24 protein-coding genes are annotated in these 22,487 nt (G+C 68.5%); 6 read left to right on the top strand and 18 right to left on the bottom strand.

The features are described from left to right. The first annotated feature begins 7 nt into the window (after positions 1–7). Together hemF and JWN21_RS07065 are read left to right on the top strand one after the other, a co-directional pair. Positions 8–850 (top strand): oxygen-dependent coproporphyrinogen oxidase, encoded by an 843-nt coding sequence (gene hemF, locus JWN21_RS07060; protein ID WP_299647662.1) that lies wholly within the window; start codon positions 8–10, stop codon positions 848–850. Beyond that, positions 841–1,434, top strand: coding sequence for a GNAT family N-acetyltransferase (locus JWN21_RS07065; RefSeq protein ID WP_299647664.1), 594 nt, complete (start codon positions 841–843; stop codon positions 1,432–1,434). The genes hemF and JWN21_RS07065 overlap by 10 nt, the downstream gene beginning before the upstream one ends. Here JWN21_RS07065 and JWN21_RS07070 read toward each other — a convergent pair. Then, the gene (locus JWN21_RS07070) at positions 1,404–2,156 is read right to left on the bottom strand and encodes a hypothetical protein (RefSeq protein WP_299647666.1); all 753 of its coding nucleotides are present in this window, start codon (positions 2,154–2,156) and stop codon (positions 1,404–1,406) included. The two genes, JWN21_RS07065 and JWN21_RS07070, sit on opposite strands and share 31 nt — an antisense overlap. Continuing rightward, on the bottom strand, positions 2,153–3,010 hold the full coding sequence (locus JWN21_RS07075; RefSeq protein WP_299647668.1) for a hypothetical protein: 858 nt from the start codon (positions 3,008–3,010) through the stop codon (positions 2,153–2,155). The genes JWN21_RS07070 and JWN21_RS07075 overlap by 4 nt, the downstream gene beginning before the upstream one ends. Before the next feature lie 91 nt (positions 3,011–3,101). Here JWN21_RS07075 and lipB point away from each other — a divergent pair, with 91 nt between their 5' ends. Next, positions 3,102–3,764: a lipoyl(octanoyl) transferase LipB gene (lipB, locus tag JWN21_RS07080; protein WP_299647669.1), complete on the top strand. Its 663-nt coding sequence runs from the start codon at positions 3,102–3,104 to the stop codon at positions 3,762–3,764. A gap of 72 nt (positions 3,765–3,836) precedes the next feature. Here lipB and JWN21_RS07085 read toward each other — a convergent pair whose 3' ends face one another. Beyond that, positions 3,837–4,301, bottom strand: a complete 465-nt coding sequence (locus JWN21_RS07085; protein ID WP_299647671.1) for a hypothetical protein — start codon at positions 4,299–4,301, stop codon at positions 3,837–3,839. Positions 4,302–4,355: 54 nt separating this feature from the next. On the opposite strand from JWN21_RS07085, the gene JWN21_RS07090 reads away from it, so the two are divergent. After that, the gene (locus JWN21_RS07090; protein ID WP_299647672.1) at positions 4,356–5,030 is read left to right on the top strand and encodes a hypothetical protein; all 675 of its coding nucleotides are present in this window, start codon (positions 4,356–4,358) and stop codon (positions 5,028–5,030) included. A gap of 5 nt (positions 5,031–5,035) precedes the next feature. Here JWN21_RS07090 and queE read toward each other — a convergent pair whose 3' ends face one another. The 7 genes from queE to JWN21_RS07125 form a co-directional block, all read right to left on the bottom strand. Continuing rightward, entirely contained in the window at positions 5,036–5,668 is a 633-nt protein-coding gene (gene queE / locus JWN21_RS07095) for a 7-carboxy-7-deazaguanine synthase (protein ID WP_299647673.1), read from the bottom strand. Continuing rightward, a complete protein-coding gene (gene queC / locus JWN21_RS07100) occupies positions 5,665–6,345 on the bottom strand; it encodes a 7-cyano-7-deazaguanine synthase QueC (RefSeq protein WP_299647674.1) in 681 nt (226 codons plus the stop codon). The genes queE and queC overlap by 4 nt, the downstream gene beginning before the upstream one ends. Before the next feature lie 165 nt (positions 6,346–6,510). Next, positions 6,511–7,410 carry an Hsp33 family molecular chaperone HslO gene (locus JWN21_RS07105; protein WP_299647675.1) on the bottom strand — a complete coding sequence of 300 codons (900 nt, stop codon included), beginning with the start codon at positions 7,408–7,410 and terminating at the stop codon, positions 6,511–6,513. A gap of 139 nt (positions 7,411–7,549) precedes the next feature. Further along, positions 7,550–8,464, bottom strand: coding sequence for an ornithine carbamoyltransferase (gene argF, locus JWN21_RS07110; protein ID WP_299647676.1), 915 nt, complete (start codon positions 8,462–8,464; stop codon positions 7,550–7,552). A gap of 159 nt (positions 8,465–8,623) precedes the next feature. Continuing rightward, positions 8,624–9,814, bottom strand: a complete 1,191-nt coding sequence (locus tag JWN21_RS07115; RefSeq protein ID WP_299647678.1) for an aspartate aminotransferase family protein — start codon at positions 9,812–9,814, stop codon at positions 8,624–8,626. Between the two features lie 87 nt (positions 9,815–9,901). After that, a complete protein-coding gene (parE, locus tag JWN21_RS07120) occupies positions 9,902–11,878 on the bottom strand; it encodes a DNA topoisomerase IV subunit B (protein WP_299647680.1) in 1,977 nt (658 codons plus the stop codon). A gap of 106 nt (positions 11,879–11,984) precedes the next feature. After that, entirely contained in the window at positions 11,985–12,656 is a 672-nt protein-coding gene (locus JWN21_RS07125; protein ID WP_299647682.1) for a GcrA family cell cycle regulator, read from the bottom strand. A 54-nt stretch (positions 12,657–12,710) separates the two neighbouring features. Between JWN21_RS07125 and JWN21_RS07130 the strand changes: the two genes are divergently transcribed. Further along, the gene (locus tag JWN21_RS07130) at positions 12,711–13,574 is read left to right on the top strand and encodes an ABC transporter permease (protein ID WP_299647684.1); all 864 of its coding nucleotides are present in this window, start codon (positions 12,711–12,713) and stop codon (positions 13,572–13,574) included. On the opposite strand, the gene JWN21_RS07135 is transcribed toward JWN21_RS07130, so the two are convergent. The 4 genes from JWN21_RS07135 to JWN21_RS07150 form a co-directional block, all read right to left on the bottom strand. Next, a complete protein-coding gene (locus JWN21_RS07135; protein ID WP_299647686.1) occupies positions 13,571–14,131 on the bottom strand; it encodes a GNAT family protein in 561 nt (186 codons plus the stop codon). The two genes, JWN21_RS07130 and JWN21_RS07135, sit on opposite strands and share 4 nt — an antisense overlap. Positions 14,132–14,144: 13 nt before the next feature. Beyond that, a complete protein-coding gene (locus JWN21_RS07140; RefSeq protein ID WP_299647688.1) occupies positions 14,145–14,930 on the bottom strand; it encodes a LysR family transcriptional regulator in 786 nt (261 codons plus the stop codon). 103 nt (positions 14,931–15,033) lie between these two features. Next, positions 15,034–15,432, bottom strand: coding sequence for a Co2+/Mg2+ efflux protein ApaG (gene apaG, locus JWN21_RS07145; RefSeq protein WP_299647690.1), 399 nt, complete (start codon positions 15,430–15,432; stop codon positions 15,034–15,036). Beyond that, positions 15,429–16,634, bottom strand: coding sequence for an aminotransferase class I/II-fold pyridoxal phosphate-dependent enzyme (locus JWN21_RS07150; protein ID WP_299647692.1), 1,206 nt, complete (start codon positions 16,632–16,634; stop codon positions 15,429–15,431). Before JWN21_RS07150 ends, apaG begins: the two co-directional genes overlap by 4 nt. A gap of 216 nt (positions 16,635–16,850) precedes the next feature. Here JWN21_RS07150 and JWN21_RS07155 point away from each other — a divergent pair, with 216 nt between their 5' ends. Continuing rightward, the gene (locus JWN21_RS07155; RefSeq protein ID WP_299647694.1) at positions 16,851–18,080 is read left to right on the top strand and encodes a phospholipid carrier-dependent glycosyltransferase; all 1,230 of its coding nucleotides are present in this window, start codon (positions 16,851–16,853) and stop codon (positions 18,078–18,080) included. On the opposite strand, the gene JWN21_RS07160 is transcribed toward JWN21_RS07155, so the two are convergent. The 4 genes from JWN21_RS07160 to JWN21_RS07175 form a co-directional block, all read right to left on the bottom strand. Next, positions 18,077–19,168, bottom strand: coding sequence for a glycosyltransferase family 2 protein (locus JWN21_RS07160; RefSeq protein ID WP_299647696.1), 1,092 nt, complete (start codon positions 19,166–19,168; stop codon positions 18,077–18,079). The genes JWN21_RS07155 and JWN21_RS07160 overlap by 4 nt on opposite strands. Then, positions 19,168–20,211, bottom strand: coding sequence for a 3-isopropylmalate dehydrogenase (gene leuB, locus JWN21_RS07165; RefSeq protein ID WP_299647698.1), 1,044 nt, complete (start codon positions 20,209–20,211; stop codon positions 19,168–19,170). The genes JWN21_RS07160 and leuB overlap by 1 nt, the downstream gene beginning before the upstream one ends. 28 nt (positions 20,212–20,239) lie before the next feature. Then, positions 20,240–20,971 (bottom strand): DNA repair protein RecO, encoded by a 732-nt coding sequence (gene recO / locus JWN21_RS07170; protein WP_299647700.1) that lies wholly within the window; start codon positions 20,969–20,971, stop codon positions 20,240–20,242. Between the two features lie 118 nt (positions 20,972–21,089). After that, a partial coding sequence (locus JWN21_RS07175) for a type ISP restriction/modification enzyme (protein ID WP_299647702.1) occupies positions 21,090–22,487 on the bottom strand: 1,398 nt, incomplete at its 5' end.

Genomic DNA, 22,487 nt, shown 5'->3' on the forward strand with positions numbered 1-22,487 from the left:
CGCAGCGATGCTTACCCTCGACGCCCAGCAGTCCGCCGCCCGCGCCTGGTTTGAATCGCTGCGCGACCGGATTTGCGCCGAATTCCAGGCGATCGAGCGCGAGGCCGGATCGGACGCTTCGTTCGACTACATCCACTGGGATCGCAGCGATCCCTCCGGCGGACCCGGCGGAGGCGGCGTGCGCGGCGTGATGAAGGGACGGGTGTTCGAAAAGGTGGGAGTCAACGTATCCACCGTCGGGGGCACGTTCGAAGGCGAATTCGGGCGGACAATCCACGGGGCGGGCGACGACCCGCGCTTCTTCGCCACCGGCATCAGCCTGGTCGCGCACATGGTCAACCCGCATGTGCCGGCGGTCCACATGAACTGCCGGTTCCTGCGCACCACGAAGCAATGGTTCGGCGGTGGCGCCGACCTGAACCCGCCGCTGCCGATCGCCGACGACACCGCCGACTTCCACGCGCGGCTGCGGACGGCGTGCGACGCGCACGACCCGGCCCACTACCAACGCTTCAAGCAATGGGCGGACGAGTATTTCTACATTCCCCATCGCAAGGTTCACCGCGGCGTCGGCGGCATCTTCTTCGATCACCTTGAGCAGGATTTCGACGCCGATTTCGCGTTCACGCGCGATGTGGGCGAGGCGTTTCTCGACATCTACCCCGCCATCGTGCGGCGGCGCGTGGACATGCCGTTCACGCCTGCGGACGTGGCGGCGCAGCGCGCGTGGCGAGGACGCTATGCCGAGTTCAACCTGGTGTACGATCGCGGCACGCTGTTCGGGCTAAAGACCGGCGGCAACATCGATGCCATTCTGATGAGCCTGCCGCCGCTCGCGACATGGGACTGACTCCGGTCGCCGCCGACCGGCTGGCGACGGTGGTCACCACGCTGGAGATGCGCGAACGGCCCCGCCCTCGCCCTTTGCCCTCGTCGAACCTCAGGCTAGCACGGTGGCGCGAGCCGGACTGCGCGTCCTACCGAGCGCTGTTCCGTCGGGTCGGCGGACCGTGGCTGTGGTTCTCGCGCCTGGCGCTCAGCGACGAAGCCCTGCTGGTCAAGCTGCGATCGCCGCATGCCGCGATCTACGCAGTCGTCGATCGCGAGGCCGTGGAGGTCGGCATGCTCGAACTCGATTTCGCGACCCCCGGCGAAGTGGAGCTCACCTACCTCGCGCTGGTGCCCGAGCTGACCGGGCAGGGTTACGGCCGCTGGCTGATGGCGCACGCGCTGGCGCTCGGCTGGCGGCGAGGGGTGGAGCGGATGCACCTCAACACCTGCACGCTCGACCACCCTTCCGCGCTCGGTTTCTACCGGGCGCAGGGTTTCGTGGCTGTCCGGCGTACGATCGAGACGTTTGCGGACCCGCGCGCGATCGGACTGTTGCCGCCCGACGCCGCGCCTCAGGTACCGCTGCTCGTCAACCGGCGATAGGCCGCGACCGCCAACAGCGCGGACGCGAGCGCCGCCAGCGTCGTCACGGCCGCCGCCAGGGCGTCCACCGTCGCCAGCGCCAACGGGTTCGCGCCGCCCGGCTGCGCGCGCAGCCAGGCGTCGAGCGACAGCAGCGGCTGCGGCGCGAACCAGCTCAGTCCCGAGATCGCTGCGGTCACGCCCATCAGCGGCAACCCCGTGCCGCGGGTCAGCGCAAAGCCGCGACCGACCGCATTCAGCGCGCCCAACGGCCGCTCCGCCACGAGCGCCGGCCCGGCCGGAAGGAAACGGCCAAGGATGTAAAGGCCGGGCAGGATCCACAGGGCAAGTCCGCCGACCGCCATCAAACCGACCAGCAGGCTCAAGAGCATGAAGCGTGGCCACAGCCGCGCGCCCATTCGCAGGGCCGCGCGCAGATCGGGCCGCGAGCGGTCGAGATACAGGGCATACAGCGTTGCCGTCCCCCAGCCGCCGATCCCGGCCGCGAGCATGAACCAGTGGCCTTGTGTCGCGACCCATTGGGCCAGCGCCTCGACCCACGCGGTCGCCTCCGGCGTGCCGGCGCGCGCGCCCTCCGGCATCCCCGGCGCGGTGGGGACCAGCAGCGCCAGCGCGAACGCCGGCAGAAACCAGAACGGGCCGGCCAGGCCGAGCAACAGCTCGCGGTCGCGCCGGAACAGGATCAGCGCGTCCGCCACCACGTGCGTGGCACGCAGTCTCACGTCGCGGACGGGATCGGAGCGGCCGCAATCGGCACGGCATCGCGGGCAAGCAGCGCCGCGTAGAGCCGCGCGCCGAACACCGCGACGACGGCGCTGAAGATGGCGCCGACCACCGCCGCCGCCAGCCCGCCGAGCAGCGTCGCGACCGTGATCAGCGCTGGGCCAAGAACCAGCCGCAAGACGACGACAACCACCGCCTGTGCTGCCAAGCTCGCGATCAGGAACACCACCACGAACAGGATTCCGACGCCGATGAGCCGCCAGGTCATCCCCCGCGTCAGCGTCCACGAGCGACCGAACGCGCCGATGCCGCGCTTTTCGTGCAGCACCACCGCCAACAGCGGGAACAGACGCGCACAGGCCCACGCCGCACCGATAAGGATGGCCAGGACATAGAAGAACAGGAAGACGTTGGTGCCCGCGGGCAACCTGGGCTGCGTGGCGCTGCCGGCCTGCGCCATCGCGGCCTGGAAGTCGAAGCCGCCGGCAGCGAGCATGGCGACCACGGGCACGACCAGCGCGATCCCGACCGCGATCAGCACCAGCATGAGCAGCAGCGCCGCCGGCAGCCGTTTCGTCGCGCTCGCGCTCGCCTGCCCGCGCGTGATCGCAGGATCGCTCGCGACGGCGATGATCGTCAGCGATCCCCAGACGCTGGCGATCAGCGCCACCAGCTTCACCAGCGCGCCCAGCGCCGCCACGCCGGGGGCCGGCGAAGCGCCGCCCCATGCGGTGAGCCCCACCTGGGCGGCTGCGGGCACGAAGAAGGCGAGCGTCGCCACGCCGGCCAGCGTCGCTGTCCTGCCCGCGAGCACGTCCGTCGTGCTGTCCCAGACGTTGCCGATCCTGACCATGATGCTCCCTCGCTGCTGGGCCGGCGTGTAGGGACGCCGCGTCCGCCGGGCAACGGTTGCACGCGCGGCTCGACGGCTGCACATCACCTGCGTGAGCGAGCTCGCCCCTCCCCATTGGTGCGTGGCCCCCGGGCTGACGCCGTACGCCGATGCGCTGGCGGCGATGGAGGCACGCGCGGCGGCCGTGGCGGCTGGCGAGGCGGCGGAGCTGATCTGGCTGCTGGAGCACCCGCCCGTCTACACCGCCGGCACCAGCGCGAGGCCGGCGGATCTGCTCGACCCGCGATTTCCGGTGGTCGCGGCGGGACGGGGCGGACAGTACACCTATCACGGGCCAGGCCAGCGCGTCGGCTACCTTGTGCTCGACCTGAACAAGCGCGGGCGTGACGTGCGACGCTTCGTGCACGCGGTGGAAGGCTGGATCATTGCCGCGCTGGACGAGCTTGGCGTCGCCGCGTTCCGCGCGCCGGGTCGCGTCGGGATCTGGACCGGCGATGGCGGGCACGAAGCGAAGATCGGCGCGATCGGCGTGCGCGTCAAACGCTGGGTGACGCTGCACGGATTCTCGCTCAACGTTCGGCCCGACCTTACCCATTTCACCGGGATCGTGCCCTGCGGACTACCAGATTTCCCGGTCACCAGCCTCTATCAGCTTGGCAATGCCGCAACGATTACTGATCTCGATCAAGCAATGCAGCGGAACGTTCCGACATTTTTGGATACTCTTTCTTGCCCGGGTGAAATGGAGGCTTGAGGCGAGGCGGCAAAGCGGTTAAACCCCACGTTGATTTGGTACATTCAACGGGCCAGCCAGCCACCCAAATCCTCAATCCAAGGGAGCAATTCGAATGCGTGCAATCATCTCCAAGGTCCTGACCGGCTCGCTCATCGCCGGCGCGGCGCTCGCGGTGTCGGCCTGTGGCCCGAAGACCGAGACCACGACCACCGACAACACGATGGTCACCGACATGAACACCACCGGCGACATGGGAACGATGAACGATTCCATGACCACGCTGGACGGCGGCGCCAACACCGGCATGATGGCGAACGACACCATGATGGGCAACGACACCATGATGGCGAACGACACCATGATGATGTCGAACTCCACGACGACGACCACCAACGCGATGTAATCGCGCGGCCCCGATTTGGGGTCGATGGTTTGAGGGGCCGTCCGGGCGACCGGGCGGCCTTTTCTCGTTTCGGCGGTCTTGCGGGCAGAAGTATCTTCGCTGACGCGTGCGACGGCGCGCCCGATGCCCGCGCCGGAAAAGCTTGGGTTCATGTGGGATCGGCTCTACGGCGATGGTTAACGGCGAAGTTCGAGAGGCTGAAGATGTTGGGTAAGGCGTTGATCCTGGGTGGGTTGATCGTTGGGCTGGCCACGGCACCGGCATCCGCGCAATTCTATCTCAAGAGCAAGGCGTTCAGCGGCGATCCCGTGCGCGGGGACGAACCGGGGATCGGCCCGTCGCTGCCGGGCGCGACGCCGGCAGAGGTCCGCGCGTCGCTGGTCTGGAACATGCGCGCCGCCCTCAACGTGGCGGCGTTGTCATGCCAGTTCGAGCCGACGCTGCTCACGGTACCCAATTACAACGCGATGCTGGTCGACCATCGTGTCGAGCTGAAGAACGCGTTCGACACCCTGAACAAGTATTTCGCGCGTACCGCGAAGACCAAGCCGGCCGGACAGACGGCGCTCGATCAGTTCGGCACCCGCACCTACTCGTCCTTCGTCACCGTCGGCGGCCAGCTCAGCTTCTGCCAGACCGCTGCCTCGATCGGGCGCGACGCCGTGTTTCAGCCGCGCGGTGAGTTCGGCTCGCTCGCCGCCAATCGAATGGCCGAGCTGCGCCAGACGCTGATCGGCTCCTTTGGCGAACAGGCGCTCAGCCGCATGGGCTACGTTCCGCCACGGCTCCCGCGACTGGACCCGGTATGCTGGAGCAAGAAAGGCGAATGGGTCGCCAAGAAGTGCGGTCCGCTGGTGTGGCCGCCGGCGGCTGCCGCGTAGCGGAGCTACCGTAACCCCAGCAGCTTGTGCGTCTGTAGCGACAGTCGCCACTGGGGGCGTTCCATGACGAGCGCGATGCAAGCCGCCTGATTGGCGACCGCCTGTACGTCGTCGAGCGGCTGGAGGAGGCGGTGGGTGAAGTCCCACCGTTCGGCTTCCGCCAGATCGGTGCCCGCCTGCGGCCAGACCAGCTTCAGCTCGTCACCGGTGCGTTGCACCACCGTGCTGCCGGCCTTGGGGCTGATGCACAGCCAGTCGATGCCGGGATGTGCCGGCAGCGTGCCGTTGCTCTCCATCGCGATGCGAAACCCCTGCGCATGCAGCGCCTCGACCAGCGCGTCGTCGACCTGCAGCATCGGCTCGCCACCGGTAAGGACGGCGAACCGATCGGCCAGTCCCTCGCCCCAGCTTGCGGCCGCCTGTGCCGCAAGCGCCTCCGCGTCCGCGAACTTGCCGCCGCCATCGCCGTCGGTACCGACAAAGTCGGTGTCGCAGAACCGGCACACGGCACGCGCGCGGTCTTCCTCCCGCCCCGACCACAGGTTGCAGCCGGCGAAGCGGACGAAGACGGCACGCCGGCCGGCGTTGACGCCCTCGCCCTGCAGGGTCAGGAACAGCTCCTTGACGGCATAGCTCATGGGGCGGCGGCGTATCGGGTCGGGTCGGCAATACCCGCGTCTGCGAAGCCCTTGCTGCGCAACCGGCAGCTATCGCACAGGCCGCAATGCTCGTCATCGGACGGATCGTAGCAGGACCAGCTCAAGCCGAGATCGAGCCCGAGCCGGGTGCCCTCGCGCACGATGTCGGCCTTGGTCATGTGCTGTAACGGCGCGCGGACGCGAAACGCGTTGCCCTCGACGCCCGCCTTGGTGGCGAGCTCGGCCAGCGTTTCGAACGCCTCGATGAACTCGGGCCGGCAGTCCGGATAACCCGAATAGTCGAGCGCGTTGACGCCGATGAACAGATCGCGCGCGCCCGCCGCCTCCGCCCAGGCAAGCGCCAGCGACAGGAACACCGTGTTGCGCGCGGGGACATAGGTGACGGGAATGCCCTCGCCCACGCCCCCCTTCGGCACGGCTATGTCGTCGGTCAGCGCGGAGCCGCCAAACGCGGCAAGGTCGAGCGGCAACACGACGTGACGCGCGACGCTCACCGCAGCCGCGACGCGGCGGGCTGCGGCGAGTTCGACACGATGGCGCTGATTATAGTCGAACGACAGCGCGAGCACCGCGAACCCGCTCTCGCGCGCCAGGGCGGCGGCGACGAAGGAATCGAGCCCGCCGGATACGAGCACCACGGCGAGAGGCTGGGTCATCGCGCGCGCGCTACGGGGCACGCTGCCGCGCCGCAACGAAAAAACGGGCCGCAGTGACGCGGCCCGAGGTTCGATCAAGGGAGAATAGCGTGCCGATCAAGCACCCGACGTCCACTAACCTGCAGGAATGAAGAACATCTTAATCCTCCCCGGGACGGGGAGGATTCAGGCGGCCACCGTTTCCGACGGCACGCTGAACACCGTCGCGCAGAAATGACAGTCGACCTTGATCAGCCCTTGCGCGTCGGCCATGGCGCGGCGTTCGTCGGCGGGGAACTTCGCGAGCACCGAGCGGATGTGGTCGCCATCGCAGCGGCAGCCGCGCGTCATCGCGGTGCTGCTCAGCAGCCGCACCTCGTCCTCGTTGAACAGCCGCCACAGCAACGTCTCCAGCGGCAGCTGCCGGTCGGCAAGCTCGGCCGGCGCGACCGTCTCGCCCAGGGCGGCGACATGCTCCCATTCGGGGTGATCGAGCCGCGTGTGCAGCCGCTCGCGGCCGTCCTCGCCCTCGGGCAGGTGCTGGAGGAACAGCCCGCCCGCAATCGTTGTGCCGTCCGCCAGCTTGCCGACGCCGATCCGCACCAGGCTGGGGATCTGCTCCGACTGCACGAAATAGCTCTGCACCGCCTCGGCGAGCGTCTCGCCGTCCAGCGGCACGATGCCCTGATAGCGCTCGCCCGATGTCGCGAGATCGAAGGTGATCGCCAGATAGGTCGGCCCGAACAGCGCGAACAGCGTCGGCTCGATCGGCGCGGCGGCGAGCGCGTCGGCGTCGAACTCGACATAGCCCCGCACGGCGCCGCCGCGATAGTCGCACACCAGCAGCCGCACCACGCCGGTTTCGGTACGCGTCTGCATCGTCAGCTGCGCGTCGCCGTCCTTGAGTGTCGAACCGATCAGCGCTGTCAGCGTCAACGCCTCCGCCAGCAACCGCTCGATCGCGGGCGGATAGGCATGCGCGGCGAGCACGCGGGTCAGCGTCGGGCCGAGCCGGACCAGCCGTCCGCGCGCGTGACGCTGCGGGATGGCGAAGCCGAGCGCGAGGTCGAGAGTGGGGTCGTTCATCGACATGACATAAGACGCGCGTGGGCTCGATCAAATGGCTACCAACGTCACCAGGCCTTGAGCCTGGGTCCAACGTGCCGCCAACCCGCCGCAGCCGCTGGCGCAACACGGCGATGCCGGATCAAGCCCGGCATGACGGCTAGATCTGCCCGAAGCACCACCTCAACACGCTCTTCTGCGCGTGCAGGCGGTTCTCCGCCTCCGCCCAGATCAGCGACTGCGGCCCGTCGATCACCTCCGCGCTCACCTCTTCGCCGCGATGCGCAGGCAGGCAGTGGAGGAACTTCGCATCGGGCTTGGCGAGCGCCATCAGCGCCGCGTCGACCTGATACGGCGTCAGCGCCGCCAATTTGGTGTCGGCATGCGCCTGGCCCATCGAGATCCAGGTGTCGGTGACGACCACGTCCGCACCCTCCACCGCCTCGTGAGGCGACGCGACGACTCGAGCGCGACCGGAACTGCGACCGATCGCCTCCTCGTCCGGCTGGAACCCCTGTGGGCAAGCGGCCACGACGTCGAAGTGCATCAGCGATGCCGCCTCGACGATCGACGCGAGCACGTTGTTGCCGTCCCCCAGCCACGCGACCTTCAGGCCGGGGAGCGGCTTGCCCGCCTCGACGATGGTCAGCAGATCGGCCATGATCTGGCAGGGGTGCGATGCGTCGGTCAGGCCGTTGATAACGGGCACGGTCGCGTACTCGGCCATTTCCAGCAGCTTCGCATGGTCGTCGGTGCGCAGCATGATCGCATCGCAATAGCCCGACAGGACGCGCGCGGTGTCCGCCACCGTCTCGCCGCGACCGAGCTGCATCTGGCTCGAGTCCGATATGATCACCTCGCCGCCGAGCTGCCGCATGGCACCGTCAAAGCTGAACCGGGTGCGGGTCGAGTTCTTCTCGAACACCATCGCCAGCACATGGCCGGCGAGCGGTGCGTCCGCATCCACCCGACCCTTGGGCCACCCCGCACGCGCCGCCTTGCGGTCGAGCGCATCCGCCAGCATCGCGGCGATGCCGTCGGCACCGGCCTCGGTGAGCGAGAGGAAGTGCCTCATGTTTCCTTCTCCCCTTGCGGGAGAAGGTGGCTCCGCGAAGCGGAGACGGATGAGGCGCGCGAGTCGACGGCTCGCGCGACCGCTGCGCGGTCGCCCCCCTCACCCTTCCGGCCCTGCGGGCCTCCCTCCCCCTCCCGCGAGGGGAGCGGGGAAAGCAGACTATTCATCCGCCACCGGCACATACACCCGCGCCGCCTCGCTCAGCTTTTCCACGCACTCCGCGATGTGGCTTTCGTCGATCACCAGTGGCGGCAGGATGCGGACGACGTTCTCGCCGGCAGAGACCGTCAGCAGGCCGTGATTGTCGCGGGCGTGCGCGACGAACGGGCGCGCGTCGCTCTTGAGCTTGACGCCCAGCATCAGCCCCTCGCCGCGCACCTCCGCGAACAGGTGGTCGTGGTTGGGCAGCATCTGCTCCAGCGCCTGCCGCAGCCGCGCGCCCATCTGCACGACATGGTCAAGAAATCCCGGCGCTTCGATCACATCCAGCACCGCCTCGCCGACCGCCATCGCGAGCGGGTTGCCGCCATAGGTGGAGCCGTGGGTGCCGAACACCATGCCCTTGGCCGCGTCTTCGGTGGCCAGGCACGCGCCGAGCGGAAACCCGCCGCCGATCGCCTTTGCCACCGCCATGATGTCGGGCGTGATCCCGTACAATTCGTGCGCCCACATCTTGCCGGTCCGGCCATAGCCGCACTGCACCTCGTCCAGCACCAGCAGCAGCCCGCGCTCGTCGCACGCCTGACGCAGGCCGCGCAGGAAGTCCTGCGACGCGACGCGGATACCGCCCTCGCCCTGGATCGGTTCGACCATGAAGCCGGCGGTGTTGTCGTCGATCAGCGCCAGCGCGGCGTCGAGATCGTTGAACTTGCTGTAGGCAAACCCCGGCAACAGCGGCTCGAACCCGTCGCGCATCTTGGCCTGGTCGGTCGCCGAGATCGCGCCCAGCGTGCGGCCGTGGAACGCGGTGTCGAAGGTGATGAGCGTGTGCCGCTGCGGATTGCCGTTCGCATAGTGATATCGGCGCGCGGTCTTGATCGCGCACTCGATCGCCTCGGCACCCGAATTGGTGAAGAACACCGTGTCGGCAAAGCTCGCGTCGACAAGGCGCTGCGCGAACCGCTCCCCTTGCGGCGAGCCGTAAAGGTTCGAAACGTGCATCAGCGTGGCCGCCTGACGCGCGATCGTCTCGGTCAGCGCCGGATGGCCGTGGCCGAGCGCGTTGACCGCGATGCCCGCTGCCATGTCGAGATACTTGGCCCCGTCCTCACCATACAGATAGCAGCCCTCGCCTCGCACCGGCCGAACCCCGCAGCGGGGATAGACGGGCATGAGAGCGGTGATCGCCACGGGAGTTCTCCGACGCAAAAGGGCGGCCCGCGCTGGACCGCCCTGCGACTTCATACGGGTGGAGTGCCCGCCTGCCAAGGGACGCAATCAGGCGTCGATCGCCTCTTCCTCCAGCCGGCCTGCATTCTCCTGAATAAAGGCGAAGCGGTGCGCGGGGTTGTTGCCCATCAGGCGGTCGACCAAGTCCTTCACGCCGGCGCGCTCCTCGTACTCCTGCGGCAGGGTGATGCGGAGCATGCCTCGCGTCTTCGGGTCCATGGTGGTCTCGCGCAGCTGCATCGGGTTCATCTCGCCCAGCCCCTTGAACCGCGACACATCCACCGTCTTGCCCTTGAACGCGGTGCGTTCGATCTCGGCGCGGTGCGCATCGTCGCGCGCGTAGAGCGACTTCGCGCCGACGGTCAGCCGATAGAGCGGCGGTTGCGCGAGATAAAGGTGCCCGCGCCGGACGATGTCCGTCATCTCCTGAAAGAAGAAGGTCATCAGCAACGTCGCGATATGCGCGCCGTCGACATCGGCGTCGGTCATGATGACGATGCGTTCGTAGCGCAACGCGGTCGGGTCGCAGTCCTTGCGCGTGCCGCAGCCGAGCGCCTGGATCAGATCGGCGATCTCCGAATTGGCCCCGATCTTGGCCTGCGTGGCGGATGCGACGTTGAGGATCTTGCCTCGAATCGGCAGGATCGCCTGCGTCTTGCGGTCGCGGGCCTGCTTGGCCGAGCCGCCCGCACTGTCGCCTTCGACGATGAACAGCTCGGTGCCGGCCGGGCTGTCGGCGGAGCAGTCGGTCAGCTTGCCGGGCAGGCGCAGCTTGCGGCCCGATGTCGCGGTCTTGCGCTTGACCTCGCGCTCCTGCTTGCGGCGCAGGCGATCCTCCATCCGCTCGCAGACATAGCCGAGCAGCGCCTTGCCGCGATCCATGTGCGCGGACAGCCAGTGGTCGAAGTGATCCCGGACCGCCTTCTCGACCAGCCCGGCCGCCTCGGGCGAGGTCAGCCGGTCCTTGGTCTGGCTCTGGAACTGCGGCTCGCGGATGAAGACGGACAGCATCAGCTCGGCGCCGACCACCACATCGTCGGCGGTCAGCTCCTTGGCGCGCTTGTCCTTCACCAGCTCGCCGAACTGGCGCAATCCGCGCACCACCGCCTGCCGCAGGCCCTGCTCATGCGTGCCGCCGTCGGGCGTCGGGATGGTGTTGCAGTACCAGGAATAGCTGCCGTCGGACCATAGCGGCCACGCGACCGCCCATTCGACGCGGCCCTGCTCGGCGGGAAAGTCCTGCGATCCGGCGAAGAACTGCGCGGTCGCGCTTTCGCGATCGCCGAGCTGCTCCTTGAGGTGATCGGCTAGACCGCCCGGGAACTGGAAGGTCGCCTCCGGGGGCGTGTCGTCGGCGATCAGCGACGCGTCGCAATGCCAGCGGATCTCGACCCCGGCGAAGAGGTACGCCTTGGACCGCGCGAGCCGGTACAGCCGCTGCGGCTTGAAGCTGAGCTCGGGCCCGAAGATTTCCGTATCGGGCGTGAACGCGACCGACGTGCCGCGCCGGTTGGGGGTGCCGCCCAGATGTTCCAGCGGCCCCAACGTCAGACCCTTGGCGAAGCGCTGGCGGTACAGCTGCCGGTCGCGCGCGACCTCCACCACCGTGTCCGACGACAGCGCGTTTACCACCGACACGCCCACCCCGTGCAGCCCGCCGCTGGTCGCGTACGCCTTGCCGCCGAACTTGCCGCCCGAGTGCAGCGTCGACAGGATCACCTCCAGCGCCGACTTGTCGGGGAACTTGGGGTGCGGATCGACCGGGATGCCACGGCCGTTGTCGGTGATCGTCAGCCGGTTGCCGGGCTCCAGCGTCACCTCGATGCGGGTCGCATGCCCCGCCACCGCCTCGTCCATTGCATTGTCGAGCACCTCGGCCGCGAGATGATGCAATGCGCGCTCGTCGGTGCCGCCGACATACATGCCGGGACGGCGGCGGACCGGCTCCAGCCCTTCGAGCACCTCGATCGAGGAGGCGTCGTAAGTGGGTTGTGTCGAAGGGGCGGAAGCGAACAGGTCAGCCATGTGCGGAACGTATGGGAGACAAGCCCAAAGGGAGCAAGCGCACGGAGGTAACGCTGCGATCACCGCCCCGTCACGGGCGGCCCCGAATAGGCCCGCTAAGCTTGGCTCAGCGCACCCTGGGTCCGCCGAACGGCAGCGGCGGCGGGGCACGGCGATCACGGCGCGGCAGCTGTGCCTGATACGCGTGGCCGCAATGCGCGACGCAATACGGGAAGCCCGGGTTCACCTTGTCGCCGCAGAAGTGGAAGTCGGGCTCGCCGGGATGGCCCAGCGGCCATTTGCAGATCCGATCGTTGAGGTCGAGCAGCGTCGTCTTGCCGGCGATGTCGGCGGAAGGCTTCGCGGGCACCAGCCGGCGCGGCGGCGCGGGTGTGGTGGGCGGATGCTGGTCGCCGGGCGACTGGCGCACGAACCCACCCGGGCCGACCGAACGCATGATCGGCAACGGCGCCGCCGGACGCGGTACGGGTGTTTCGCTGTCCGCGTCCGACTCCGGTTCCGGCGCGGCCACCGCCGTCGGGCGATCGACCGGCGGCGGTGCGACTTCCCGCACCGGTTCAACCACCGGCGGCGGCGGCGCGGGCGTCGGTATCGGTGCCTTGGCCTCCGGCTCGTTGGGCCGGACGGGCGAAGGACGCGCCTGGAGGCCCAGCCGATGCGCCTTGCCGATCACGGCGTTGCGGCTGACCTCGCCCAGCGCCTCGGCAATCTGGCTGGCGGTCTGGCCCGCCTCCCACATCGTCTTCAGCTGGTCCATGCGGTCTTCGGTCCAGGACATGCATCTTCCTTAGTGCGTTGCGGGCGGCGGCGGCGCGGAGTAGCGCCACGAGCGATGAGCAGCCAACCCCCCGTCTTAGTTCCATCGGCGATCAGGACCGCGCCCCCCTTGAGCAGTTGGGGTGTGCCGGTGATCCGAAACGTCAATTGGGGTGGCCTGAAGACGCTCTATGTGAAGGAGGTGCGCCGGTTCTTCAAGGTGCAGCTGCAGACGGTGTGGGCGCCCGCGATCCAGACGCTGCTCTATCTGGTCGTCTTCACCACCGCGCTGGGCGCGAATGGCGGCGTGTCGATCGGCGGCACGACGGTAACCTTCGCCAATTTCGTCGGGCCGGGGCTGATCGTCATGGGGATGATGACGAGCGCGTTCGCGAACGCGAGCTTCTCGCTGCTGGTCGGCAAGATTCAGGGCACGATCGTCGATTACCTGATGCCGCCGCTGTCGACGGGCGAGCTGCTGGTGGCGTTGATTGGCGGGTCGGTGACGCGCGCGTTCTGCGTCGGCGGCGCGGTGTGGCTGGCGATGCTGTTGTGGCCGGGCGTCGATGTCATTCCCGAACATCCGCTGGTGGTGCTCGCCTTTGGGCTGCTCGGCGCCACATTTCTGGCGCTGCTCGGGCTGCTGACCTCGATCTGGGCGGAGAAGTTCGATCACGCCGCCGCGGTGACCAACTTCGTGGTCGGACCGCTGACGCTGCTGTCGGGCACCTTCTACTCGGTCGACCGGCTATCGCCGCTGTTCCGCGACATCAGCCACGCCAATCCCTTCTTCTATATCATTTCCGGGTTTCGCTACGGGTTCCTGGGCGTATCCGACTCGCCCGTGGCAATCGGATTGACGCTGATGCTGGTGCTGACCCTCGCCCTGGGTGCGCTGTGCTATATGCTGCTGCGGCGTGGGTGGAAGCTGAAGAACTAGACGGTAGCTCGCACCGTGCCCCTACTGTGAGAATGCGCCCGCCACTCGTCGCCGAGCAATCCCCAGATCAGCGAGTCGCGCACGCCGATATGCGTCTCCCACTCGCCGCGAAGCCGACCTTCCAGCGTGAAGCCGAGCCGTTCGAGCAGGCGGTTGGAGGGGGCGTTATCCGGGTCGGTGTCGGCAAACAGCCGACGGGCGCCTTGGTGGAACAGCAGGTCGATCAGGGCCGTCACCGCCTCGCCTGCCAGGCCACGACGCCAGTGCGCGCGCGCGAGTGAATAGCCGATCTCGATCAAGCCGCTGCGCCTTTCCATCGCGTTGACGGTGCCGATCGCGCGATCGTCGCCGCGCAGGGTGACCGCCCAGACCCGGAAGTCGGGCCCGGCGACGTTGCGCGCGACACGCTCGCGCGTCTGCTCGAGCGTGTCGTGGGGTGCGTGCGACCACCAGCGCATCGCCTCCTCGTCGCCATAGATGGCGTGAAGCGCGTCAGCGTCGCTCGTGACCAGCGGCCGGAGCACCAGCCGCGTGGTCGTCAGCACCGGCACGTTCACGCGCGTGTGGAGTTCATGCGCTCAGCGCATCCACCAGCGCGCGGACCTTCTTCTGCCGCCACTGCGGCAGCGGTGCGACCAGCCAATAGCCTTGGCCGGAGGGCTGCGGCTCCCCGACCGCGACCACCCGACCGCTCGCCAGATCGGCGCGTGCGATCAGCTCGGGTACGGTGGCGCTGCCCAGCCCCGCCGCCGCCGCATCGACCGCCAGCCCAGCGTCGGCGACCGTCATCGCGGCGGTCCCGTCCGGCGCTCCCGGCCAGGCGATCGCGCCGTCGTGGCCGGAACTCTGCCCGGCGACAGTCACCATCCCTTCGGACTCGATCGCCTCGCCCTCCTCCGCCCCCGGGCCGTCGCCCCAGCGCACGGCCAGGTCCAGATTGGCTTGCGCAAAATCCACCATCTCGTCGGCGGCGAGCAGCACGAAGCGCATCTCTGGGTCCGCGCGCGCGATCTCGGCGAGGCGCGGCATCAGCCATTTCTCCGTGACGTCACGCGGCGCGGCGATGGTCAGCGACTTGGAGGTCTGCCCGGCCTGCATCGCGCGCACCGCTTCCTCGAATTGCAGGAACCCGTCGCGCAGCGGGCCGAGCCCCGCCTCCGCTTCCGGCGTCAGCTCCAGCCCGCGCGTGGTGCGGCGGAACAGCACCGCGCCCAGCGTGTCCTCCAGCGCGCGGATCTGTTGGCCGACGGCCGCCGGGGTCACCGCCAGCTCGTCGGCGGCACGCGTGAACGACAGGTGCCGCGCGGCCGCGTCGAGTACGCGCAGGCCGTTCAGGGGCAGGTGAGTGCGTTTCATCTCTCCCCTCCCGCTCGCGGGTGGGGTCGAGGGTGGGAATGTGATGCGATTAACACGACGCGGACATGCCCTCCCGTAGCGCCTCCCGCAAGCGGGAGGCGAACTAGCTCGTCACCGCCGGAGCGATCAGCGCGAAGGGCGGGATGTCGACATCGAACGTCGTGCCGTCTTCCGCCACCATCCGATAGCTGCCCTGCATCGCGCCCGTCGGCGTCGCCAACGGACAGCCGGACACATAGTCGAAACTGCCACCCGGCTCGATCAGCGGCTGCTCGCCGACCACGCCCTCGCCCTCGACCGTGTGCTTGGCCCCGCGGCCGTCGGTGATGATCCAATGCCGCGTGAGCAGCTGCACCGCGCCGGCTCCCTCATTCTCCAGCCGGATGTGATAGGCCCAGAACCACCGACCGCGCCGCGGCTCGGATTGTTCGGGCAGATAGCTCACCGACACGCGCACGGTGACGCCACGCGTCGTCGTGGCGTGGGGGAAGAGAAAGTTCACAGGCCCACCGCGAGCAGCGCGCGGTTGAGATCGTCGAGCAGGTCGGCGGGATCCTCCAGCCCGACGTTCAGGCGCAGCAGCCCCTCGGTCACGCCCATTTCCAGCCGCTTCTCCTCGGCCATGCCCGAATGCGTCGTCGACGAGGGATGCGTCATCAGCGAACGCGAGTCGCCGATGTTGTTGGAGATGTCGATCAGCTCCAGCGCGTCGAGCAGGCCGTGCGCCTGGCTGCGGTCCGCCACCTCGAATGCGAAGATCGCGCCGGCGGCGTCCATCTGGCTCATCGCCAGATTGTGCTGCGGATGACTGGGCAGGCCTGGGTGCAGCACGCGCGGCACCCGGCCCTCCAGGAAACGGCCGACCGTTACTGCATGCTCCGACTGGCGGCGGATGCGCAGGTCCAGCGTCTCCAGTCCCTTCAGCACCACCCAGGCGTTGAACGGCGACAGCGTCGGGCCGGTGTTGCGCGTGAAGGGCAGCAGCGTGTCGTTGATGAACGCGTGCGTGCCGCACACCGCCCCGGCGAGCACCCGACCCTGCCCGTCCATCATCTTGGTCGCGGAATAGGCGACCACGTCCGCGCCCCATTCCATCGGCCGTTGCAAGGCCGGGGTTGCAAAGGCGTTGTCGACCACGGTGACGATGCCGCGAGCGCGGGCGATGTCGCACACGGCCCTGAGGTCGACCACATCCATGGTCGGGTTGGCGGGCGTCTCGAAGAAGAACACCTTGGTCTCAGGCCGGCACGCATCGGCGAACGCCTGCGGGTCCCGCGCATCGACGACCGTGGTAGCGATGCCGAATTTCGGCAGCAGCGTGTCCGTGAGCCAGCGGCACGAGCCGAACGCCGCGCGGCCGCCGACCAGGTGATCGCCCGCCTGCAACTGGCACAGCAGCGCCGCCGTCATCGCCGCCATACCGGTCGCGGTGGTGCGGCAGGCCTCCGCTCCCTCCATCAGCGCAATGCGGTGCTCCAGCATCTCCACCGTCGGGTTCTGGAGGCGCGAATAGGTCATCCCCGCCTGCTCGCCGGCGAACCGCGCGGCGGCGTCGGCGGCCTTGTCGTAGCAATAGCCCGAGGTCAGGAAGAGCGCTTCGGACGTCTCGCCCCACTCGCTGCGCGCGGTGCCGCCGCGGATCGCGCGGGTGGCGGGCCGCCAGCGGTCGGTGATCGAACGGTCCTGGCCGGTGTGGCGCTTCATGCGGGCGCTTTGCCTGTTCCCAGGCGGGGCCGCAAGGAGCAGCAACCCTCCCCGGCGGAAGCAGGGGCCTAGTCCGCCGCGCGGACCATCGACACACCGTCTCGGGTGCTCACCTGCTCCGGCACGGCCGACCGGCCCCCGGCTTCCGCCGGGGAGGGGCTGACTTGCCGATGTCAGGGCTTGCGTGACCGGCGGCCATTCTAAACAACCCTTTGGGTGCGCCTCCCGACCCGCCCCCTGCCCGTCGCGATCGCGCTAGCCCTGTTTGCGCAGGCGCTGTTCCTCTACCGCCTCGCCACCCCGACCACGCTTGTCTTCGACGAGGTCCATTACGTTCCCGCCGCACGCCAGCTGTGGGCGTTGGCCGGACCAACCAACATCGAGCACCCGCTGCTCGGCAAGGCGCTGATCGGGCTGGGGATGGCGGTGTTCGGCGACAACAGCTTCGGTTGGCGCATCGCCGCCAGCCTGGCTGGATCGGCGACGGTGTTGGGGCTGTTCGCGATCGCATGGTTGCTGTTCCGCAGCCTGCGCACCGCAACCCTGTGCGCGCTGTTCGCGCTCGCCAACATCACGCTCTACGTCCAGGCGCGGATCGCGATGCTGGACCCGTTCATGGCGGCGTTCGTCGTCGGCGGGGTTGCGGCGATGCTGTGGTCGATGCGCTCGACCGGCCCGGCGGTGGCGCGGCGCTGGATGCTCGGCGCGGTGCTGCTGGGGCTGGCGATCGGGGTAAAGTGGGCGGCGGTCCCGTATCTCGGCTTCGCGGCCCTCGCCTTCATGGTCGCCCGGTCGCCGACGCGCTGGCCCGGTCTATCGCCGTGGAACGCCGCGTGGCGGCTCGCAGTCGGCAGCGCGGCCGCTTATTTCGCGACCTTCCTCCCTGCCTTCTTCTACGCCCGCGACGCCTTGACGCTGGCGGAGCTGCTGCCCTTTCAGCTCGAAATGTACACGCAGCAGACGCAGAAGCTGCCGTCGCATACCTACCAGTCCGCCTGGTGGAGCTGGCCGCTCGACCTGCGCCCGATCTGGTACCTGTACGAACCTGTCGATGGTGCGCAGCGCGGCGTGCTGATGATCGGCAATCCGGCGATCATGTGGGGCGGGCTGCTGGCGGTGGCGGCTTGCCTGTGGGCACGGGCGTGCGAGCGCTCGGCGGCGCTGGGCGGAGTGGCGGCGCTGTGGCTGGGCGGCTGGGGTGTCTGGGCGCTGATCCCCAAGAGCCTGGGCTTCTTCTATTATTACTACTTGCCAAGCCTGTGGCTGTGCCTCGCGCTGGCGGCGGCGTTCCACCATTTCGGCCGCGGGCGGTTCCGCTACTGGGACGAGGCCTTTCTGGCGCTGGCGGGCGGGCTCTTCGTCTATTTCTTTCCGATCATCTCGGCAGCGCCATTGGAAGGGCCGCAGGCGTTCCAACGTTGGATGTGGCTGCCGGGCTGGCCCTAATACCGGCCCCACGTGAAGCGCGACGACAGCGCGTAGTTCCACACCGCGCCGACCAGCACCCCGACCAGCGCCGACGCCACCCAGGCCCCGTCGCGGACGTCGTGCAGGAACCCGGCAACGCCAACGTTCGCCACCGCGCCCACCGAACACACCGCCGCGAACGACACCCAGCCGTCGGCGAGCTGCTTCCATCCCTTCAGCCGTCGGTCGCGATAGGTCAGCGCATTGTTGAGGAAGAAGTTCACCGTCAGCGCCACCAGCGTCGCGCCGATCTGGCCGGCGAGGAACGACGCGCCCGCCCCTTGGTACAGCAGCGCCAGCACGGCCATGTGCACGATGACGCCCAGCAGCCCGATGGCCGAGAACATCGCGAATCGCACCGGGATGACGCGTCCGAACATGCGATCGTACAGCGCGATCAGATATTCCAGCGCGACGACGTGATCGAGCTTGGACTCGCCCGCCGTGCGCACGCGAAAGGTGTAGGGCAGCTCGGCGAAGCGCAGCGGCCGCGGGCTGGTCGTCATCAGGTCGAGCAGGATCTTGAACCCGATCGCCGACAGGTCGGGCGCCAGACGCCGGACGACATCGGTGCGGATCGCAAAGAACCCGCTCATCGGGTCGCTGAGGTCGGCCTTCAACACCCGGCGCGACAGCCGCGCGGCGAGCGCGGATTTGGCGACGCGGTCGCGGTCCCACTCGCCCGTGCCGCCGCCATCGATGAACCGCGACCCGATCACCACGTCGAGCGCCGCGTCCCCCTGCAACCGATCGAGCATTGCGGGCAACAGCGTCTCGTCATGCTGCAGGTCGCCATCGATCACCGCCACGACCGGCGCGGCGGTGGCGCACATGCCTTCGATGCACGCGGAGGAAAGGCCGCGCCGGCCGATGCGCTGGACGACACGAACCCTGTGGTCCGCGCGCGCCAGTTCCCGCGCGGCGTCGGCGGTGCCGTCGGGACTGTCGTCGTCGACGAACAGCACCTCCCACCCCCGCCCGACCAGTGCGCGATCGAGCCGGTTCACGAGCTCCGCCACATTGGCGCGTTCGTTGAACGTCGGCACCACGACCGCGAGTTCGAGCATCAAAGCGCCGCCAGCACCGCGTCGCCCATTCCTTGCGTCGACAGCGCCCCGCCCAGATCCGTCGTCCGCGCGCCGCCGGCGATCGCCGCCGCCACCGCCGCCTCGATGCGGTCGGCGGGTGCGGCCAGCCGCAGCGAATGGCGCAGCATCATCGCCGCCGACAGGATCGCGGCGCACGGATTGGCCTTGCCCTGGCCGGCGATGTCGGGCGCGGAGCCGTGGATCGGTTCGAACAGCCCCTTGCCGTCCTCGTCCAGCGCGGCGGACGGCAGCATGCCGATCGAGCCGACGCACATCGACGCCTGATCGGACAGGATGTCGCCGAACAGGTTGCCGGTGACGATGACGTCGAACTGACCGGGCGCGCGCACCAGCTGCATCGCGGCGTTGTCGACATACATGTGCGTCAGCTCGACCTCGCGAAAGTCCTGCGCGACCTCGTTGACGATCTCCCGCCACAGCGCCGAGGTCTCCAGCACATTGGCCTTGTCGACCGACAGCAGCTTGCCGCGCCGCCTCGCCGCCGCCTGGAAACCGATGCGCGCGACGCGGGCGACCTCCGCCTCGTCGTAACGCATCAGGTCGTGCCCCTCGCGCAGGCCCTTGTGCGTGCGCCCGCGGCCCTTCTCGCCGAAATAGACATCGCCGGTCAGCTCGCGCACGATCAGCAGGTCGATCGCGCGCGCGATCTCCGGCTTGAGCGCACTCGCGTCCTCCAGTCCGGGGAACAGCCGCACCGGGCGCAGATTGGCGAACAGGCCGAGCTGCTTGCGCAGTCCCAGGATCGCCTGTTCCGGCCTGAGGTCACGCTCCAGCCCGTCGAACTGCGGGTCGCCGACCGCGCCGAACAGGATCGCGTCCGCGCGCTTGGCGAGCGCCAGCGTATCGGGCGGCAGCGGGTGGGCGGCGGCCATGTACGCAGCACCGCCGACGGGTGCCTCCTCGAACGTCAACCCAAGATCGAGCGCGTCGAGCACGCGCCGCGCCTGGGTGGTCACTTCGGGGCCGATGCCGTCGCCGGCCAGAACTGCGATCAAAGCCATGCGCCAGCTCTTGCCGGGCGGCCGCGCGTCACGCAACCGCGCGCTTCAACCGCTCGACCAGCCGTTCGCGCGCGGCGAGCGTGTCCGCGCGCCGGTCGACCAGGATGTCGCGCGCCAGGAAATGGCCGGTCAGCCGCAGCCCATCGAAGATCGCCGGCCAGTCCGCCTCGCCGCCGGCACGGGCAAAGTCGGGCAGCGGCAACAGCTTCGCCTCCAGCCCGATCGCCGCCGCCCGGCTCACCGCGCCGCCGCTCTTCGGGCTGACGAACGCAAGCTCGTCCTGCGCCCCGGTCGCGACGCACCGCTCCAGATCGAGCCCGAACCCCAGCTCGGCGAGCAGGAGCAGCTCGTAGCGGACCAGCGCCGCCGCCCAGCCGCGCGCGGTCGGCGCCGCCTCGATCGCGTCGAGCACGCCGGCCAGCCCGTCGTGGAGCCGGGGATAGGCCTGCGCCTCGGGCAACGCCGTCGCGGTCAGCGCCGTCACCCACTCCAGCGCGGCGGCGGGCAGCGGCTCGGCATGCCGCGCCGCCCGGCTGTGGACCAGCTCGACGGTCAGCGCCGCCAGCTGCTCGCCCGTCCGCGCGCGCCATTCGCCCAGCACGGTGTTGGCGGGCAGCAGCACCGGCCGCAGCCGCCGCGACCGCCCGCCGCGCACATAGCCCGGCTGCACGCCATCGTCGCGCGTGAACCCCCGCACGATCGCGCCATGCTCGCCATGCGCGCGGACCGCGAGGATGATGGCGGGCGCGCGCAGGTGCATGAGCCCGCGTCTAGCACCAGGCTCCACCCCCGCGAAGGCGGGTGCCCTGCGACCCGTGCTGCGGAGCGCGGCATGTAGGACAGCATCAGGAGCAGCCGTCCGCACCATCGGGCACGGATCATGCCTGCTCGTCGGCACCCCGCTCCACCGTGCGCATCGCGTCGGTGATCGCGACCGTCTCGACGCTGACGCGCACGACCTTCGCCAGCAGCGCGATCATGCTCTCCTTGTAATCGGCGAAGCGATAGGTGTTGAACTTGGCCGCGATCGTCGGGTCGCGCGGCTTCTTTTCCTTGTGCTGGTCGAGCACCCAGTCGATCGCGGAGCGGTTGCCGAGGCGGTAGGTCCAGGCTTGCGGCGGGATGCCGGTGATCTGCGTGTCGGCATCGACCACGACCACGCCCTGCTCGGGCTGCGAGCGCAGGATCGGCTTGGGATGGGTGCCCTCGGCGCGCTTGGCGGGGGTGTCGACGCGCTCGACCGGCCAGGGGGTGACCTCCTCATAGCCGATGTGCATCGCCATCAGCGTGCTCCCCCACCCGACCCATTGCGCGAAGTCGGGGTAGAAGGGGATGCGCGGAAACTCGCGCTTGAGGTTCAGCGCATAGGTCTCGCGATAGACGGGATCGTGGAGGACGGCATAGACATAGTGGAAGATCGCGTCCTTCGTGACGCCCTTCTTACCGTAGCGTGCGACGAACTTGTTGAGCGCCCAGTCGGTGATGTTGTCGATGCGCTCGCCGGTTTTTGTGTAACGGTAGCGGGGCAACTCCACCGTACCCGCGCCGCTTCCCACCAAGTGTAAATCACAGACCATGCCGGTCGCCAGAGTCATCCAAGGCTTCTGCGAATCTGGCCCGGTGAAGTCGATTGAGAGATTCTCCGACGACCCTGAGAACGGAAAAATCTGATCGTTGAGATAGGGCATCTCATTTAATTGCGGGGAGTAGGCCAACCAAAGCTTGGTAAAGGGCCGGTACATCGACTCTCTCGAAGGGGGAGCGGTCACGGCGACGCGCCGCCTCGCTAAAGCTTTTAGGGCGCGAGTCCATTTTATCCCGGAGCGGAAGCGCACCTCCTCCGCGTCGTTCTTGTGCCACGGCTTTGAATCACGGATGGCTTTGCCATAATCATCAAGCAGGTAGTCCACCTTAGCGTTCAGGCGGACGGGATCTTGGTCGTAAACCCAATCATCACGATTGGTGACAACTCCGAGCGAGAACAGATGGAAGATTGACCCCTGACCGCGAGTACCCAGCTTAGTAGCTTTGGTTGCGATCGGGAGGTATCTCGATGGATAGGGCTGCGCATCGTCTAGCCACGCGCCATCGGCGCTCGGCTTGACGGTCGTCGATTTGATTTGCCCTAAGCTCAGATCATTGAGCCATGAAAGTTTGCCGTCCGCATCGACGTCGGGCGCCATCGTAATTTCTAGATGCGCAATCCCCGCTCGCCCTTTCTTGCGAACCAGGAATGCGATGGCGACCCCGGTTCCAATGCCAAATACATTCGAAAT

The sequence above is a fragment of the Sphingomonas bacterium genome, from assembly GCF_028292945.1.
GTDB lineage: Bacteria > Pseudomonadota > Alphaproteobacteria > Sphingomonadales > Sphingomonadaceae > Sphingomonas.